This window comes from Streptomyces sp. NPDC099050 (assembly GCF_044759865.1).
Taxonomy (GTDB): Bacteria; Actinomycetota; Actinomycetes; order Streptomycetales; family Streptomycetaceae; genus Streptomyces.
On sequence record NZ_JBIWAE010000003.1, the window covers coordinates 328,288 to 344,149 of the forward strand.

17 protein-coding genes are annotated in these 15,862 nt (G+C 72.4%); 6 read left to right on the forward strand and 11 right to left on the reverse strand.

The genetic code is table 11. The annotated features are described in order from the left end of the window. Nucleotides 1-34: 34 nt before the first annotated feature. The 3 genes from ACIQV3_RS07285 to ACIQV3_RS07295 are packed head-to-tail and all read right to left on the reverse strand — an operon-like array spanning nucleotide 35 to nucleotide 1,945. Entirely contained in the window at nucleotides 35-826 is a 792-nt protein-coding gene (locus ACIQV3_RS07285; RefSeq protein ID WP_403710612.1) for a DUF3710 domain-containing protein, read from the reverse strand. 1 nt (nucleotide 827) lies between these two features. Continuing rightward, nucleotides 828-1,361 (reverse strand): dUTP diphosphatase, encoded by a 534-nt coding sequence (gene dut / locus ACIQV3_RS07290; protein ID WP_266886143.1) that lies wholly within the window; start codon nucleotides 1,359-1,361, stop codon nucleotides 828-830. Continuing rightward, the gene (locus ACIQV3_RS07295) at nucleotides 1,361-1,945 is read right to left on the reverse strand and encodes a PaaI family thioesterase (protein ID WP_403710614.1); all 585 of its coding nucleotides are present in this window, start codon (nucleotides 1,943-1,945) and stop codon (nucleotides 1,361-1,363) included. The genes dut and ACIQV3_RS07295 overlap by 1 nt, the downstream gene beginning before the upstream one ends. A gap of 58 nt (nucleotides 1,946-2,003) precedes the next feature. On the opposite strand from ACIQV3_RS07295, the gene ACIQV3_RS07300 reads away from it, so the two are divergent. Next, nucleotides 2,004-2,465, forward strand: a complete 462-nt coding sequence (locus ACIQV3_RS07300; RefSeq protein ID WP_327304131.1) for a DUF3093 domain-containing protein — start codon at nucleotides 2,004-2,006, stop codon at nucleotides 2,463-2,465. Nucleotides 2,466-2,477: 12 nt separating this feature from the next. On the opposite strand, the gene ACIQV3_RS07305 is transcribed toward ACIQV3_RS07300, so the two are convergent. The 4 genes from ACIQV3_RS07305 to ACIQV3_RS07320 all read right to left on the reverse strand — a co-directional run bounded on the left by ACIQV3_RS07305 (nucleotide 2,478) and on the right by ACIQV3_RS07320 (nucleotide 6,043). Beyond that, a complete protein-coding gene (locus tag ACIQV3_RS07305; RefSeq protein ID WP_403710616.1) occupies nucleotides 2,478-3,425 on the reverse strand; it encodes a hypothetical protein in 948 nt (315 codons plus the stop codon). A 12-nt stretch (nucleotides 3,426-3,437) separates the two neighbouring features. After that, the gene (locus ACIQV3_RS07310; RefSeq protein ID WP_403710618.1) at nucleotides 3,438-3,734 is read right to left on the reverse strand and encodes a DUF4193 domain-containing protein; all 297 of its coding nucleotides are present in this window, start codon (nucleotides 3,732-3,734) and stop codon (nucleotides 3,438-3,440) included. 405 nt (nucleotides 3,735-4,139) lie between these two features. Then, complete coding sequence (locus ACIQV3_RS07315; RefSeq protein WP_389690232.1) at nucleotides 4,140-5,384, reverse strand: sensor histidine kinase; 1,245 nt, start codon at nucleotides 5,382-5,384, stop codon at nucleotides 4,140-4,142. Between the two features lie 5 nt (nucleotides 5,385-5,389). Next, a complete protein-coding gene (locus tag ACIQV3_RS07320; protein ID WP_403710620.1) occupies nucleotides 5,390-6,043 on the reverse strand; it encodes a response regulator transcription factor in 654 nt (217 codons plus the stop codon). Nucleotides 6,044-6,344: 301 nt separating this feature from the next. On the opposite strand from ACIQV3_RS07320, the gene ACIQV3_RS07325 reads away from it, so the two are divergent. Next, entirely contained in the window at nucleotides 6,345-6,518 is a 174-nt protein-coding gene (locus ACIQV3_RS07325; protein WP_204357838.1) for a hypothetical protein, read from the forward strand. Between the two features lie 138 nt (nucleotides 6,519-6,656). Here ACIQV3_RS07325 and ACIQV3_RS07330 read toward each other — a convergent pair whose 3' ends face one another. Together ACIQV3_RS07330 and ACIQV3_RS07335 are read right to left on the reverse strand one after the other, a co-directional pair. Further along, nucleotides 6,657-7,460, reverse strand: a complete 804-nt coding sequence (locus ACIQV3_RS07330; protein WP_403710622.1) for an inositol monophosphatase family protein — start codon at nucleotides 7,458-7,460, stop codon at nucleotides 6,657-6,659. Between the two features lie 93 nt (nucleotides 7,461-7,553). Beyond that, entirely contained in the window at nucleotides 7,554-8,729 is a 1,176-nt protein-coding gene (locus tag ACIQV3_RS07335) for a ferrochelatase (protein WP_403710624.1), read from the reverse strand. A gap of 170 nt (nucleotides 8,730-8,899) precedes the next feature. On the opposite strand from ACIQV3_RS07335, the gene ACIQV3_RS07340 reads away from it, so the two are divergent. Together ACIQV3_RS07340 and ACIQV3_RS07345 are read left to right on the forward strand one after the other, a co-directional pair. Then, nucleotides 8,900-10,162, forward strand: a complete 1,263-nt coding sequence (locus ACIQV3_RS07340) for an MFS transporter (protein WP_403710626.1) — start codon at nucleotides 8,900-8,902, stop codon at nucleotides 10,160-10,162. Continuing rightward, a complete protein-coding gene (locus ACIQV3_RS07345) occupies nucleotides 10,107-11,441 on the forward strand; it encodes a D-arabinono-1,4-lactone oxidase (protein WP_403710628.1) in 1,335 nt (444 codons plus the stop codon). The genes ACIQV3_RS07340 and ACIQV3_RS07345 overlap by 56 nt, the downstream gene beginning before the upstream one ends. A gap of 48 nt (nucleotides 11,442-11,489) precedes the next feature. On the opposite strand, the gene ACIQV3_RS07350 is transcribed toward ACIQV3_RS07345, so the two are convergent. Further along, nucleotides 11,490-12,332 (reverse strand): hypothetical protein, encoded by an 843-nt coding sequence (locus tag ACIQV3_RS07350; RefSeq protein ID WP_403710630.1) that lies wholly within the window; start codon nucleotides 12,330-12,332, stop codon nucleotides 11,490-11,492. Between the two features lie 537 nt (nucleotides 12,333-12,869). Between ACIQV3_RS07350 and sepH the strand changes: the two genes are divergently transcribed. Next, entirely contained in the window at nucleotides 12,870-13,886 is a 1,017-nt protein-coding gene (gene sepH / locus ACIQV3_RS07355) for a septation protein SepH (protein WP_403710632.1), read from the forward strand. A gap of 135 nt (nucleotides 13,887-14,021) precedes the next feature. Here the strand turns inward: sepH and ACIQV3_RS07360 are convergent, their stop codons facing one another. Further along, a complete protein-coding gene (locus ACIQV3_RS07360) occupies nucleotides 14,022-14,882 on the reverse strand; it encodes a sulfurtransferase (protein ID WP_403710633.1) in 861 nt (286 codons plus the stop codon). Nucleotides 14,883-15,066: 184 nt separating this feature from the next. On the opposite strand from ACIQV3_RS07360, the gene ACIQV3_RS07365 reads away from it, so the two are divergent. After that, on the forward strand, nucleotides 15,067-15,861 hold the full coding sequence (locus tag ACIQV3_RS07365) for a VOC family protein (protein ID WP_403710635.1): 795 nt from the start codon (nucleotides 15,067-15,069) through the stop codon (nucleotides 15,859-15,861). Nucleotide 15,862 lies beyond the last annotated feature (1 nt).

Consider the following 15,862-nt stretch of genomic DNA (forward strand, 5'->3'; position numbering starts at 1 on the left):
GTGCGGCCCATCGCCGTTACGGATCGAGCCGGGGTCAGCGGACCTCGGTGATCTCCGGGCCGCGCTCCAGCTGGCCCATGCCACCGCCGAAGCGGGAGCCTTCCTGGTCCGCCGCGTCGTCGGTCTGCACGCCGTCCGGCACCATCTGCGCGTCGTTCGGCAGCTTCAGGACGATCGGGTCGCGCGGGGCCATCGGGCCCTCGCCGCGGACCACGACGGTGTCCAGGAAGATCCGCTCCAGCACACCGGCCGACTCGGGACGCACCGCGCCCTGGCCGGAGATGACACCGCGCAGGAACCAGCGCGGGCCGTCCACCCCGACGAAGCGGACCAGCTGGGCGCCGGTCTGTCCGTCCGGGAGCGGTACGGGGACCTGCGCGCGCAGCTCCCAGCCCAGCGGACCCTCGACCTCGTCGATGATGCCGCCCTGCTTGGTGATGCCCTCGGCGATCTCCTCGCGGACCTCGCCCCAGATGCCTTCCTTGCGCGGAGCGGCGAAGGCCTGCAGCTGCACGGCACTGTCGCCGAGCACCACGGTCGCGGCGACGATCGCGTCCCCGGCGACCTCGACGCGCAGCTCCATGCCCTCGACACCCGGTACGAGGATGCCGCCGAGGTCGACCCGGCCTTCCTCGGGGTTGCCGGGGACCTCCGAGATGTCCCACGGGCCGTCGGGACGCGGGGCCGGCGGCAGGTTCACCCTGCGCGGCTGGACCGCGTCGTTCTCCTCCGTGCCGTCCTGCTCATCGGCACCTACGCCGTCGACGACCTGCTCGGCCGCGCCGCCGTCCTTGACGGAGTCGTTCTTCTTGCGACGTCCGAACACGTCACTGTCCTTCCCGGTCGTGTACGACCGAAGCGTAGCCATTCCCACCCTGCTGACCAGCGCCGGATCCGGCCACGGCCGCATGACCACCGGTGGAGCCGAAACCCCCCTCGGCCCGCGCCGAGTCGGGAAGCTGCGCCACCTCGCGGAAGCGCACCTGCTCGACTCGCTGGACAACCAGCTGGGCAATGCGGTCGAAACGCTCGAACCTGACGCTCTCGCGCGGGTCGAGATTGACCACGATCACCTTGATCTCCCCACGGTACCCGGCATCCACCGTCCCCGGGGCATTCACGAGGGCGAGCCCGCAGCGGGCGGCCAGGCCCGAGCGCGGGTGCACGAACGCCGCGTAGCCCTCGGGCAGTGCGATGGAGATCCCCGTGGGCAGGACCGCCCGCTCCCCCGGCTCCAGCTCCGCGGCCACCGTGGTGACCAGATCGCAGCCGGCGTCGCCGGGGTGCCCGTAGGCCGGAATCGGCACCTCCGGGTCGACGCGCCGGATGGCGACGTCCACGCCGGTGTTGTTCTCAGACATCAGGGGTTCACCTCGAAGGCGCGTGCGCGCCTGACCTGGTCCGGGTCGGCCATCGCCGCCCGGATCTCCTCGGGCCGTCCGTTGTCGATGAAGTGGTCGACCTTCACCTCGATGAAGAGGGCGTCGGCGCGCAGCGCGACCGGGCCCCGCGGTCCGCCTATTCGGCCGACCGCGCGGGAGTAGATCTTCCGGCCGGCGACGGCGGTGACCTCGGCCTCCAGGTACAGCACGGTGTCCACGGGCACGGGCCGGACGAAGTCCGTCTCCAGCCGGCCGGTGACGGCGATGACGCGCAGCAGCCAGTTCAGGGAGCCCAGGGTCTCGTCGAGCGCGGTGGCGAGGACGCCGCCGTGCGCGAGGCCGGGCGCACCCTGGTGGGCGGCCTTGACGGTGAACTCGGCGGTGACGCGCACGCCCTCGCCCGCGCGGGCCGCCAGGTGCAGTCCGTGCGGCTGTCCGTCGCCGCAGCCGAAGCAGTGCTCGTAGTGCGCGCCGAGGAGTTCGCCGGGGGCCGGGGCATCGGGGTGCCGCACCGGCGCCGTGGCGTCGGCGGGAGGCGTCAACGCTGTGTTTCGTCCACTCACAGCCGCAGACCTTACCCGCGCGGCTACCCGCCGGTCGCCTCGTGGCAGGCTTGGCCGCATGCAGCTCTCCCCCGCGCACTACGACGAACGTCTGACAGCCCCCCGTTCCTGGTGGGCCATCACCGCCCTCACCGGCCTGGCCTGCGCGCTGATGCTGCTCCCGCTGGGCACGCTGCCGCTGCTCGCCGGGCTGATCGGGGGCACCGCGCTGACGGGCCTCCTGGTGAGTTCGTACGGTTCCCAGCGCGTGCGCGTGGTGGGCGGAGCGCTGGCCGCCGGGGAGGCCCGGATCCCGGTGGCGGCGCTCGGCGACCCGGAGGTGCTGGACGCGGAGGAGGCCCGCGCCTGGCGCACGTACAAGGCCGACATGCGGGCCTTCATGCTGATGCGCAGCTACGTGCCGACGGCGGTCCGCGTCGAGGTCACCGACCCGTCCGACCCGACCCCGTACGTCTACGTCTCCACCCGCGAGCCGCAGGCCCTGGCGGCGGCCATCCGCGCGGCGCAGGGCCGGGACTGACCCCGGCCGGGCTCAGTCCCGCGGTTCGCCGCCGCGGGGGTCGATGGCCCGCGGGTCGAACATCCGGCCCTCGATGGCGGCCCTGGCGGCCTCGGGAAGGGCCTCGGCGGGCCGTTCCAGGGGCGGGAGCTGCGGCAGCGCGTTCCAGGCCACGGCGCGGGCCCGCAGGTCCGTACGTACCTTCTCGGCGAGTTTTCGGGTGTCCCGGCGGTTCATGACCGCTCCGACCGCGGCGCCGACCATGAACGGCATCAGGTTGGGCAGGTTGCGGAACATCCGCTTCGTGATCTGCTGGCGCAGTTCGCGCTTCATCTGGCCGCCGAGCGCGGCGTTCAGCGTGGTCGGCTTGGTCAGGTCGACCCCGCGCTCCTCCGTCCAGGACGTGAGGTAGGCGACGCTGCGGTCCTTGAGGTTGCCGGGCGGTCGCAGTCCGTAGACCTCGTGGAGTTCGGCGATGAGCTTCAGCTCGATCGCGGCGACCCCGGTGATCTCGGCGGCCAGCTCGGCGGGCATGGCGGGAGGCACCGGCAGCATGGCGGCCGCGCCGATCCCGGCGCCGACCGTGGAAGTGGCGTTGGCGGCGCCCGAGATCAGCTTGTCGGCCAGCTGATCGGGCCCGAGGCCCGGGAACTGCGCGCGCAGGGTCGCGAGGTCCCGAACCGGAACGCGCGGGGCGTTCTCGATGACTCGGTCGGTGAGGTAAAGGGCGGCGGCCCTGGCGCTTTCGCCGCCCTTGCGCACACCGTTCTTGACGGCTTGCAGCCGACGGACCCCGGAGTTCTTCCGGGGCCCCTCGCCGGCCTCGGAGGCCGACGTCACCGCCTCGGCGGTGTCGGGGAGCACGGCGGGTACGCCCGGGGCTCCAGGGCCTGTTTCCAGGCCCCCGGTTCCCTCGTGCGTCTCCGCCGGATCACCAGCTTTTCGGAAGCGCCGCTTCCGAAATGGTGTCGAGCCAGTCACGGCCGATGCCTCTCAGTCGCATTCGCGGCAGATCGGCTGACCGTTCTTCTCGCGCGCCAGCTGGCTGCGGTGGTGCACCAGGAAGCAGCTCGTGCAGGTGAACTCGTCGGCCTGCTTCGGCAGGACCCGTACGGCCAGTTCCTCGTTCGAGAGGTCTGCGCCGGGCAGGTCGAGGCCCTCCGCGTTGTCGATTTCGTCCAGGTCGACGTTCGACGACGACTTCTCGTTGCGACGAGCCTTCAGCTCTTCGATGCTGTCGCTGTCTACGTCGTCGTCGGTCTTGCGCGGGGTGTCGTAGTCCGTTGCCATAGTTCGCTCTCCCCCTCTGGGATTTAGCGGGTGTCTCAGCGCACGTAACGCGCGAGAGGCCGGACTTGTGCCCGACCTGAGGCGGAGATTTTGCCTCACATCAAGGTCTGTTACTCAATCGACACCCAGCCGCACATTCAGACGAGCGATTGGCTGGGATGACGACCGGGACCGTACACGGTCCGGGGGCCGTCTTGCACAAACGCCACCCCATGTATTTCCCGCCACCAGGGGGGCCGGAAACCCGGACTTCCCGGGCTTTCCGGCCCCTCCAAGGTCACTGAGCGCATAGGGACGGACACTCACCACTGTGATCGATCGCACAGAAGCCACTGCCTTCATGACCCAAGCATTCAGCCAACAGCGAACACGGGGTGATCGGCGCCACAAGGGCGGCGGTCGTCCTCACAAAGGCAGAGTGACACGCATCACGAGGCCACCGCCCTCGCGCGGGACCGCCTGGATCCTCCCGCCGTGTGCGCGCGCCACGGAGCGCGCGATCGACAGGCCGAGCCCGACACCCTTGTCGCTGCCCGTGCGCTCCGTACGCAGCCGCCTGAAGGGCTCGAAGAGGTTGTCCACCTCGTACGCGGGAACGACGGGACCCGTGTTCGATACCAGCAGGACCGCCTGCCCGTGCACGGCCTCGGTGGTGACCTCCACCCAGCCGCCCTCGGGCACGTTGTAACGCACGGCGTTCTGCACCAGGTTGAGCGCGATCCGCTCCAGCAGCACGCCGTTGCCCTGGACCACGGCCAGCGCGCGCTCCCCGCGGATCTCCACGCCCTTGGCCTGCGCCTCCCCGCGCGCCTGGTCGAGGGCGCGCGAGGCCACCTCCGCCAGGTCCACGGGCTTGCGCTCGATGATCTGGTTGTCGCTGCGGGCCAGCAGCAGCAGGCCCTCGACCAGCTGCTCGCTGCGTTCGTTGGTGGCGAGCAGGGTCTTTCCGAGCTGCTGGAGCTCCACCGGTGCCCCGGGATCGGAGAGGTGCACCTCCAGCAGCGTCCGGTTGATGGCCAGCGGGGTCCGCAGCTCGTGCGAGGCGTTGGCCACGAACCGCTGCTGGGCCGTGAAGGCCCGCTCCAGCCGGTCGAGCATCTCGTCGAAGGTGTCGGCGAGCTCCTTGAGCTCGTCGTCCGGACCGTCCAGCTCGATCCGCCGGGTGAGGTCGGAGCCGACCACCCGGCGGGCGGTCCGGGTGATCTTGCCGAGCGGCGAGAGCACCCGTCCGGCCATCGCGTAGCCGAAGGCGAAGGCGATGATGCTCAGCCCCATCAGCGCCATCAGCGAGCGGCTCAGCAGGTCGTCCAGCGCGTGCCGGCGCTGTTCCAGGATGCACGTGTTGATCGCGGCGTTGAACTGGTCGGGCATCTGGCCCGTGCCGCTCACACCGGGGCAGCTGCTCGTGACCTGGATCGGGCCGCCGCCCACGATGGTGAACGGCAGCGCGTTGCCCTGCCGCAGCGCCTGGGCCGACAGCAGGTAGATGATCGACAGCAGCAGGATGCCCGCGATCAGGAACATCCCGCCGTACAGCAGCGTGAGACGTATCCGGATGGTCGGCCGCAGCCAAGGGAAAGGACCCTCGGGCTGGCCGGGGTCCCAGGTCGGTTTCGGTGGCGCGGAGGGTGGCGCCGGGGTCGCGGCCACCCGCGTCAGATCCGGTAGCCGGAACCGGGGACGGTCACGATGACCGGCGGCTCCCCGAGCTTGCGGCGCAGCGTCATCACCGTCACGCGCACCACGTTGGTGAAGGGATCCGTGTTCTCGTCCCACGCCTTCTCCAGGAGCTGTTCGGCGGACACGACCGTGCCCTCGCTGCGCATGAGGACCTCCAGCACCGCGAACTCCTTCGGCGCCAGCTGCACCTCCTTGCCCTCGCGGAACACCTCGCGCCGGTTCGGGTCCAGCTTGATGCCCGCGCGCTCCAGCACGGGGGGCAGCGCGACCGTGGTGCGCCGGCCCAGCGCCCGTACCCGGGCGGTCAGCTCGGCGAACGCGAAGGGCTTGGGCAGATAGTCGTCCGCCCCGATCTCCAGGCCCTCGACCCGGTCGCTCACATCGCCGGAGGCCGTCAGCATGAGCACGCGGGTGGGCATGCCGAGCTCGACGATCTTCCGGCACACGTCGTCGCCGTGCACGAGCGGGAGGTCCCGGTCGAGCACGACCACGTCGTAGTCGTTCACTCCGACGCGCTCCAGGGCCGCGGCACCGTCGTACACGACGTCCACGGCCATGGCCTCCCGGCGCAGTCCGGTGGCCACCGCATCGGCGAGCAGCTGCTCGTCCTCGACGACGAGTACGCGCACGTCGTTTCCTTCCTCAGAGCCCGTCAGGGCAGGGGTGTCATGTGTCGACCATCCTGCCCCTTTCGCCGGTAAACCGGCTGTAAGACGCCGCTCGGGGGCGCGCGAGGGGGGCTCAGGGGGTGCTCAGGCGGTGCTCAGGGGGTGCTCAGGCGGGACCCGAGGGACGGAAGTGAGGATTCCCTCGCCTTACGAGGTTTCTGGGTCCAACGCGGCGGGGAGGACGACTTCACACCCCGAACACCTCCCTGACGGCGCACTGCCACGTGCCGCCGCCGACCCACGAAGAGGGGGCGAACCCACCATGGACGCATTCACCGCGGGTCTCCTGCAGCGCATCAGGAGCACGCAGTCGGACCTCAGGCAGGCTCGCGAGACGGGCGACGACTTCCTCGTGGAAGTGGAACAGGCGGAGCTGGAAGACCTCCAGCGCATCGCAGCCGATCACGGCGTTCCGGTCACCGTCTCCGCCTGCTGACTCCAGCCACCGGTATCCAGCCACCGGTTCTCGCACACCCCCGGACCCCGGAGGCCGCCACCCGGCCGCCGGGGTTCCCTCATGCCCGGGGCCCCACGGTCCTGGCGCCCGGTCGCGCCGGACCCGGGGCGCGCCCGCTCAGTCGTGCCAGGCCCCGGCCTCCTCCAGCAGCGGCCGCAGCGAGGCGAACACCGCCGGGGTCGCCGCCAGCGCGAGCTCGCCCGAGGCGGGCTCCCCGGCGCGGCCGCCCGTCACCGCGCCCGCCTCCCGCGCGATCAGCTCGCCCGCCGCCAGGTCCCACGGGTTCAGCCCGCGCTCCCAGTACCCGTCCAGCCGTCCGGCGGCCACGTCGCACAGGTCGATCGCCGCCGAGCCGCCGCGCCGGACGTCCCGGACCAGCGGGATGATCCGCCGCGCCACGTCGGCCTGGTGCGCCCGCCGGCTCTGGACGTACGCGAACCCGGTGCCGATCAGCGCCTGGTCCAGCGGAGCGGCCGGCCGGCAGGCGAGGCGGACCCCGCCCAGCCAGGCCCCGCGCCCCAGCACCGCGTGGTACGTCTCCCCGCGCATCGGCGCCGCCACGACCCCGGCCACCGTCTCGCCCCGGTACTCGGCCGCGATGGAGACGCCCCAGGTGGGGAGCCCGTAGAGGTAGTTCACCGTGCCGTCCAGCGGGTCGATGACCCACCGCACGCCGCTGGTGCCGGCCGATTCCGAGCCCTCCTCGCCCAGCAGCCCGTCCTCGGGCCGCCGCTCCGCGAGGATGCCGGTGATCAGCTTCTCGGCCGCGATGTCCATCTCGGTCACCACGTCGATCGGGCTCGACTTGGTCGAGGCGACCGCCAGATCGGCGGGCCGCCCGTCCCGCAGCAGCGCGCCCGCCCGGGCGGCCGCCTCCAGGGCCACGTCCAGCAGTTCGGTCTTCAGCTCTTCGGAGATCACGCCCGGCTCCCGTTCATCGACTTCTGCGGACTTCACTGCGCGCCCCGCTCTGCGCACCCTTCACCGCGCGGCCTTCACCGCGCGCAGCGGCGGCTACGCGTACGGACTGTCCACGCCGGCGGCCGCCTGCCGGGGCCCGCGCGCCGGGCAGCAGCCCACGGCGCACAGGTCGTGGCTCGCGCCGAGCAGCCCGAGCGCGCAACGCTCCACGGACTCGCCGCGTTCCGCCGCGGCCCGCTCCAGCACGAGGTCCCGTACCGCCGCCGCGAACCGGGGGTTGGAGCCGACCGTGGCCGAGCGGGCGATCGGCAGCCCCAGCTCGGCGGCCTTGGCCGTCGCCTCCGTGTCGAGGTCGTACAGCACCTCCATGTGGTCCGAGACGAAGCCGATCGGCACCATGACCACCGCCGGGGCGTCCGCCTCGTGCAGGGCCTCCAGGTGGTCGCAGATGTCCGGCTCCAGCCACGGGATGTGCGGGGCGCCGCTGCGCGACTGGTAGACGAGTTCCCAGGGCAGCTCGGTGCCGGTCTCGGCGCGGACCGCGTCGGCGATCACCTTGGCGACGTCCAGGTGCTGCTTGACGTAGGCCCCGCCCGCGCCGTCCGCCGTGTGACCCTCCGCCGGGCCGGAGGCGTCAGCGGCCGCGGTCGGGATGGAATGCGTGGTGAAGGCCAGGTGCGCCCCGGCGCGGACCTCCTCGGGCAGCGCCGCCAGCGAGGCCAGCACCCCGTCGATCATGGGCTGCACGAAGCCGGGGTGGTTGAAGTAGTGCCGCAGCTTGTCGACCTTCGGCAGGTCCGCCTCGGCCACGCCCTCCTCCACGAGCAGGGCGAGCGCGTCGGCGAGGTTCTCGCGGTACTGCCGGCAGCCCGAGTACGAGGCGTACGCGCTGGTCGCGAGCACCGCGACGCGGCGGCGTCCGTCGGCGGCCAGCTCGCGCATCACGTCGTTCAGATAAGGGGCCCAGTTGCGGTTGCCCCAGTACACCGGCAGGTCCAGCCCGTGCCCGGCGAAGTCCTCGCGGAGGGCGTCCAGCAGCTCGCGGTTCTGGCCGTTGATCGGGCTGACGCCGCCGAAACCGAAGTAGTGCTGCCCGACCTCCTTGAGCCGTTCGCGCGGGATGCCCCGGCCGCGCGTGACGTTCTCCAGGAACGGCACGACGTCGTCGGGCCCCTCGGGGCCGCCGAAGGACAGCAGCAGGAGGGCGTCATAGGGGGCGGCGGGGCCTTCGGCCGAGCCGGGGGCGCAGGCGCGGAGCTGGTCAGACATGCTTCGAATCCTGCCACCCGCCGCCGCCCCGCGGAAAACAGGTCCGGCCTCCGGGACCGCTCGACCCGCGGGTACGGGCCCTTCGGCCCCCGTCCGGTTCCTCCCCGCGCGCGTGCCTTGTGTGCGGCCGTAACCTGTATGGGCCAATGACGTCCCTTACGGAGGGCACCTTGCCCAGTCCCTACCGCGCGATCTTCGCCGCCCCCGGGAGCCGGGGCTTCAGCGCGGCCGGCCTCATAGGCCGGCTGCCCCTCTCCATGGTCGGCATCGGCATCCTGACGATGATCTCCGAGCTCACCGGCCGCTACTCGCTGGCCGGCGCCCTCACCGCCACCCTCGCGCTCTCCGCCGCGGCGATCGGCCCGCAGGTCTCCCGCCTGGTCGACCAGTACGGCCAGCGCCGCGTCCTGCGGCCGGCCACCCTGCTCGCGCTCCTGGCCATCTCCGGCCTGCTGCTGTGCGCGGCGAACAACACGCCCGACTGGACCCTCTTCGTCTTCGCCGCGCTCGCCGGCTGCGTACCCAGCGTGGGCTCGATGATCCGCGCCCGGTGGACGGCCATCTACCGGGACTCGCCGCGCGAACTGCACACGGCGTACTCGCTGGAATCCGTCCTGGACGAGGTCTGCTTCATCTTCGGGCCGATCCTCGCCATCGGGCTCTCCACCACCTGGTTCCCCGAGGCGGGCCCGCTGGTCGCCGGGGTGTGCCTGCTGGTGGGCGTGTGGTGGCTCACCGCGCAGCGCGCCACCGAACCGGCCCCGCACCCGCGCGGCGAGGACGCCGACCGGACTTCGGCCCTGCGCTCCCCCGGACTCCAGGTGCTGATGGGCACCTTCGTGGCCACCGGGGCCATCTTCGGCTCCATCGACGTGGTCACCCTGGCCTTCGCCGACGAGCAGGGGCACAAGGCGTGGGCCAGCTTCATCCTGGCCATCTGGGCGGTCGGTTCCTGCCTCGCCGGCATCGTCTTCGGCCTGCTGCACCTCAAGGGCAAGCCGGAACGCAGGTGGGTGCTGGGCATATGTGCGATGGCCGTGAGTATGATCCCCCTCCTACTGGCCGGGAACCTTCCGTTTCTGGCCGTGGCGCTCTTCGTCTCGGGCCTCGCCATCGCTCCCACGATGATCACCACGATGGCCCTGATCGAGGCGCACGTACCACGCGCGAAGCTGACCGAGGGCATGACCTGGATCAGCACCGGCCTCGCGGTCGGGGTGGCGCTCGGCTCCTCCGTGGCCGGCTGGGTCATCGACGCCGCCGGCGCGAGGAGCGGGTACGTCGTCTCCATCTCGGCGGGGACCGCCGCGGCGGCGGTTGCGTTCGCGGGTTATCGCCGGCTGACGAGGCCGGCGCAAGGGGAGGAGCCTTCCAACGATGGCGACGACGGGGACAGCAGGCAGCAGCGGGACACGGACCGCCGCGTGGCATAACTGGGCGGGCAACGTCAGCGCCACGCCCGCCCGGGTGGTCACCCCGGCATCGGTCGGCGAGCTCCGGGAGGCGGTCCGCCGGGCCGCCGGGGACGGGCTGAAGGTGAAGGCGGTCGGCACCGGCCACTCCTTCACCGCGGCCGCCGCGACCGACGGCGTACTGATCCGCCCGCAGGCGCTGGCCGGGATCCAGTCGATCGACCGGGAAGCGGGCACCGTCACCGTGGCGGCGGGCACGGTCCTGAAGGACCTCAACCTGGCCCTCGCCAAGGAGGGCCTGTCGCTCACCAACATGGGCGACATCATGGAGCAGACGGTCTCGGGCGCCACCAGCACCGGCACCCACGGAACCGGCCGCGACTCGGCCTCCATCGCCGCCCAGATCCGTGGCCTGGAGCTGGTCACGGCCAACGGCGAGCTGCTGGTGTGCTCCGAGAAGGAGCACCCGGAGGTCTTCGCGGCGGCCCGGCTCGGCATCGGGGCGCTCGGCGTCGTCACCGCGCTCACCTTCGCCGTGGAACCGCTCTTCTTCCTGACCGCCCGTGAGGAGCCGATGAGCTTCGACCGGGTGACGGAGGAGTTCGACCAGCACCACGCGGAGAACGAGCACTTCGAGTTCTACTGGTTCCCGCACACCGGCAACTGCAACACCAAGCGCAACAACCGCAGCCAGGGCCCCGCCGCCCCGCCCGGAGCGGTCTCCGCCTGGATCGAGGACGAGCTGCTGTCCAACGGCCTGTTCCAGGCCGTGAACTCCTTCGGCCGCGCCGTCCCCGCGACCATCCCCTCCATCGCCCGGATCGCGAGCCGCGCCCTGTCGGCGCGCACCTACACGGACATCCCGTACAAGGTGTTCACCAGCCCGCGCCGGGTGCGGTTCGTGGAGATGGAGTACGCCCTTCCGCGCGAGCGGGTCGTGGAGGCGCTGCGGGAGCTGAAGGCCATGGTGGACCGCTCCGGCCTGCGGATCAGCTTCCCGGTGGAGGTGCGGACGGCTCCGGCGGACGACATCACCCTGTCGACGGCCTCGGGCCGCGAGAGCGCGTACATCGCGGTGCACATGTACAAGGGCACCCCCTACCAGGCCTACTTCACGGCCGCCGAGCGGATCTTCACCGAGTACGGCGGGCGGCCGCACTGGGGCAAGGTGCACACGCGGGACGCGGAGTACTTCGCCCAGGTGTACCCGCGCTTCGGGGAGTTCACCGCGCTCCGGGACCGGCTGGACCCGGACCGGGTCTTCGGCAACGACTACCTGCGGCGCGTTCTGGGGGATTGAGCCCAGGGAATTGAGCCCAGGGGATCGAGCCCGTGCGGCCGGGCCGACTCAGGGAGCGGGCGTCCCCTGGGCGGCGGATCCCTCGCCCGACCCGCCGCCCGGCGTCGGCTTGCCGGGGCTCGGGGTCGGGGTGGGCGTGGGGGTCGGCGTCGGGGTGGGCGTGGGCTTCGGCGTCGGGGTGGGCTTCGGCGGGATCGGGCTCGGCGTCGGGTCCACGGAGTGCGAGGGGCTGGGGTCGGGGCTCGGGCCCCGGCCGCCGTGGCCGGTCGAAGGGCTCGGAGAACTCCCGGAGTCCGGGGTCTTCCCGCCCTTGCCGCCGCTTTCCCCGCCGGGCGGGGCCGGCTTCTCCTCGGAGACCTGGTGGGTGCCGCCGGAGAAGACGGTCCCGCCCCCCTTGCTGACGGAGGTGTCGGCGATCGCCTCGTAGGTCCCGATGCCGCCGAGGGCGATGGCGAAGGCCGCCCCCGAGGCGACCGCCGTGCGCTTCCAGCCCCGGAACCGCTTGCCGTGCACGGTGGCCTCGCCGAACTCCTCCGAGACCTCCGGCGGCGGCGGGACCTGACGCAGCATCATCGTCCCGTCGGGCGCCCGTACCCCGTGGGGCTCCTCCCGCGGCCCCTCCACCGGGACCTGACGGGCCTTCGGCCGGGCCGTCTCGCGGAGCTGGTCGCCGGTGCGGCGGAAGAAGTGCTGGATGACGGGTCCGCCCGCGGTGGCCACCACGCTCACCACTCCGGCGCCGAGAATGGTCCCGTAGACGCCCATCTGCGAGGCCAGCAGCGCCGCCGCGACCGTGGCGAGGGAGGAACCCGCGACCTGAGCCGCGCTCAGATCGAGCTTCTTCTCCTTCTCCCGCTCCGGTTCCACGTCCAGCTCCGTCTTCTGACCCATCGCCATCCCCTGCGTGTCCTGCCCTTCGCGCTCCAACGCCTTCTCCCGTTACTGACACGTCAGCGAAACGAATAGTTCCGTTTCCGGAGATTCTGTGAAGCAGGACACCCGAAAACGGGTGCGTAGGCAGGTCCGGCCGGATGTGGACCCGATCCAGGGCAGCCCAACTCCCGCCGTCCGGGACAACTTCGGCGGCGCGGCGGTCCACCCAGGTGGCCCGAATGGAGTACTGTGGCGAGCCCTGGGGCCGTCCTTCCTTTCGGATGTCCGGACCCGGGAGAGGGGGCCGGCTGATGGAAAACGGCACTCGAGACCGGCGATGCCGCGGTATTGCACGGGATCCTGCTGCGCACAGTAATCGTTCGGTCACTGTGCGTGCCCAACAGGTAACCGTGCCATAACAGCGATCAAGGGCGCATGCCCGACACGCCGGTTTAACTCGGCAAGGTAGTGGCAGGCTGCACCCGGGCAGGCCACACTCGACTAGCGGAAGCAGCGACGCACGTGACGTCGGCAGGCACCACCCGGGAGGTCCCCATGCCCGAACTGCGTGTCGTGGCCGTCTCCAATGACGGCACACGACTGGTGCTCAAGGCTGCGGACAGCACGGAGTACACGCTTCCGATCGACGAGCGTCTCCGGGCTGCCGTACGTAACGACCGTGCGCGCCTGAACCAGATCGAGATCGAGGTGGAGAGCCACCTCCGCCCCCGCGACATCCAGGCCCGCATACGGGCCGGTGCCTCCGCGGAGGAGGTCGCTCAGATGGCCGGCATCCCCGTCGACCGGGTACGCCGCTTCGAGGGCCCCGTGCTCGCCGAGCGCGCGTTCATGGCGGAGCGGGCCCGCAAGACCCCCGTGCGCCGGCCCGGCGAGAACACCGGACCCCAGCTCGGCGAGGCCGTGCAGGAGAGGCTCTCGCTGCGCGGGGCCGAGAAGGAATCCGTCCAGTGGGACTCCTGGCGCCGCGACGACGGCACCTGGGAGGTCCTGCTGGTCTACCGGGTCGCGGGCGAACCGCACTCGGCGAGCTGGACGTACGACCCGCCGCGCCGGCTGGTCGTGGCCGTGGACGACGAGGCCCGCTCGCTGATCGGCGAGTCGGACGACCTGCCGGCGACCCCGGAGCCGAGCTTCCCGTTCGTGCCGAGGATCGCGCGGCTGCCGCGCGACAGGCCGCTGGACCGGGCCCTCGACCGGCAGATGGAACGGCCCACCGCTCCTCCTCCGCCGCCGGAGCCGGAGGCCGAGGAGGAGCGGGACACGCTGACGGCCCTGCTGGAGGCGGTCCCGAGCTTCCGCGGCGACCTGGTCGTCCCGGAGCCGGTCATGGAGCCGGAGCTGGAGGAGCCGCCCGCCGCTTCGGCGTCGGCCGGCGCGGGTTCCGCGTACGCCGACGTCCTGATGCCGCGCACCGTGGCGGGACACCGCGACCGGCTGACGGGAACCACCGACCGGCAGGCGGAGGCCGACGGGGTGCGCCCTGGCCGCCGCGCGGCGGTGCCGAGCTGGGACGAGATCGTCTTCGGCACGCGCCGCAAGAAGCAGGAGTAGCCCGGCCCCGGGCCCCGGCGGCGGAGTCCGCCATCGGGGCTCGGGGCCGCGTGCCCCGGGGGTGTCTTGCCGATCGGGCCGGGCTCGCGGCGTCTGTCACCGCTCCCCGAGCCGGCCCGATCGGCGGGGCACCCCTCAGCCCGGCAGCTCGCCGACGGCCACCTCGCGCGACGGGTCCGCGGACCATTCCGACCAGCTGCCCGCGTACAGGGCCGCCGGGATGCCCGCCGCCGCCAGCGCCAGGACCTCGTGGGCCCCCGAGACGCCCGAGCCGCAGTAGACCCCGACCGGGGTGCCGGTGTCGGCGTGGACACCGAGGCCTTCGAAGCGGTCCCGCAGGGCCTCGCGGTCCAGGAGCAGGCCGCCCGGTCCCGTGTTCTCCGTGGTCGGCGCCGACAGCGCCCCCGGGATGTGGCCCCCGACCGGGTCGATCGGTTCGACCTCGCCCCGGTACCGTTCGCCCGCCCGTGCGTCCAGTAGCACACCCGTCCGGGCCAGTGCGGCGGCCCCGTCGGCGTCCAGCAGTCCGATGGCACCCGGATTTGGCTTGAAATCACCCTCGCTCACAGGAGTGACCTCGGCCGACAGGGGGCCGTCGGCCGCCTGCCACGCGGCCAGTCCCCCGTCCAGGACCCGCACCCGCGCGTGACCCGTCCAGCGCAACAGCCACCACGCGCGCGCCGCCGCCCAGCCCAGGCCGCCGTCGTACACGACCACCGGAGTCCGCTCCGAGACCCCGGCCCGCCGCATCACCGCCCCGAATTCCTCGGGATCGGGCAGCGGGTGCCGGCCGCCGGAACCCGCCGGGCCTGCCAGTTCCGCGTCGAGGTCGACGTACACCGCGTTCGGGAGGTGCCCGGCCTCGTACTCGGGCCGCAGGTTCGGGCCGCCGAGCTGCCAGCGGACGTCGAGGAGCACCGGCGGCAGCGGGCCGGCCAGCTCCTCCCTCAGGGCGGTGGCGGAGACGAGCGGAGAGCGGGGCGGGTTCGCAGTCATGCGGGCCATTTTGCTCCCCGCCAACCACCCCGCGTAACAAGTCCGACATCGACGGGCCGCACTGATCCGGACATCTCTCCCGGCTCCCGCGAAACCCGGCCGGTCGGGGCGCGCCGGGCCTCCCGGAGTGGAAGCATCAGCTCCGGGAAGGGTCACGAGCGTGACGACGGAGGAGACTGCTGACATGACCGAGGCATCGGAAGCAACGCGGCGCACGCCCGGCACGCCGTGCTGGGCGAGCCTGATGGTGCACGGCCTCGGGACCACCGAGGAGTTCTACGCCGACCTGTTCGGCTGGGAGTACGAGCCCGGCCCCGAGCAGCTGGGCCCGTACGTCCGGGCCATGCTCGGGGGGCTGGAGGTGGCCGGCATCGGCGAGATGCCGCCGGATCGCCAGCTGCCGGTGGCCTGGACCACGTACCTCGCCACGGACGACGCCGACGCCACGGCCGAATCCATCCGCTCCTGCGGCGGCACGGTGGCGGTGGGCCCGCTCGATGCCGGAATCGCGGGGCGGGTGGCGATCTGCTCGGACCCGCTGGGCGCGATCTTCGGGCTCTGGCAGGCGGCGTCCCACATCGGGACCCGGCTGGCCGGGGGGCCCGGCACCCCGGTGTGGCACGAGCTGGTCACGCAGGACACCTCCACGGTCGGGAAGTTCTACGAGCACGTCTTCGGCCACGAGGCCCGGGCGCACGCCGGCGCGGGCGATGCCGCCGACGAATTCGACTACCTCACGCTGTCCCTGCAGGGCCGGCCGGTGGCGGCCGTGCACGGGGTCGGACGCTCCCTGCCCCACGACCGGGGGCCGCACTGGATGACGTACTTCGAGGTGGAGGACACCGACGCGGCCGCCGCCCGGGTCCTGCGGCTCGGCGGCGGGATCGTGCAGCCGCCCCGCGAGGGGCTGAGCGGCCGGCTGGCCGTGGTCACGGACCCGGAGGGCGCGGTGTTCACGCTCGTGCACGGCAGGGGCTGAC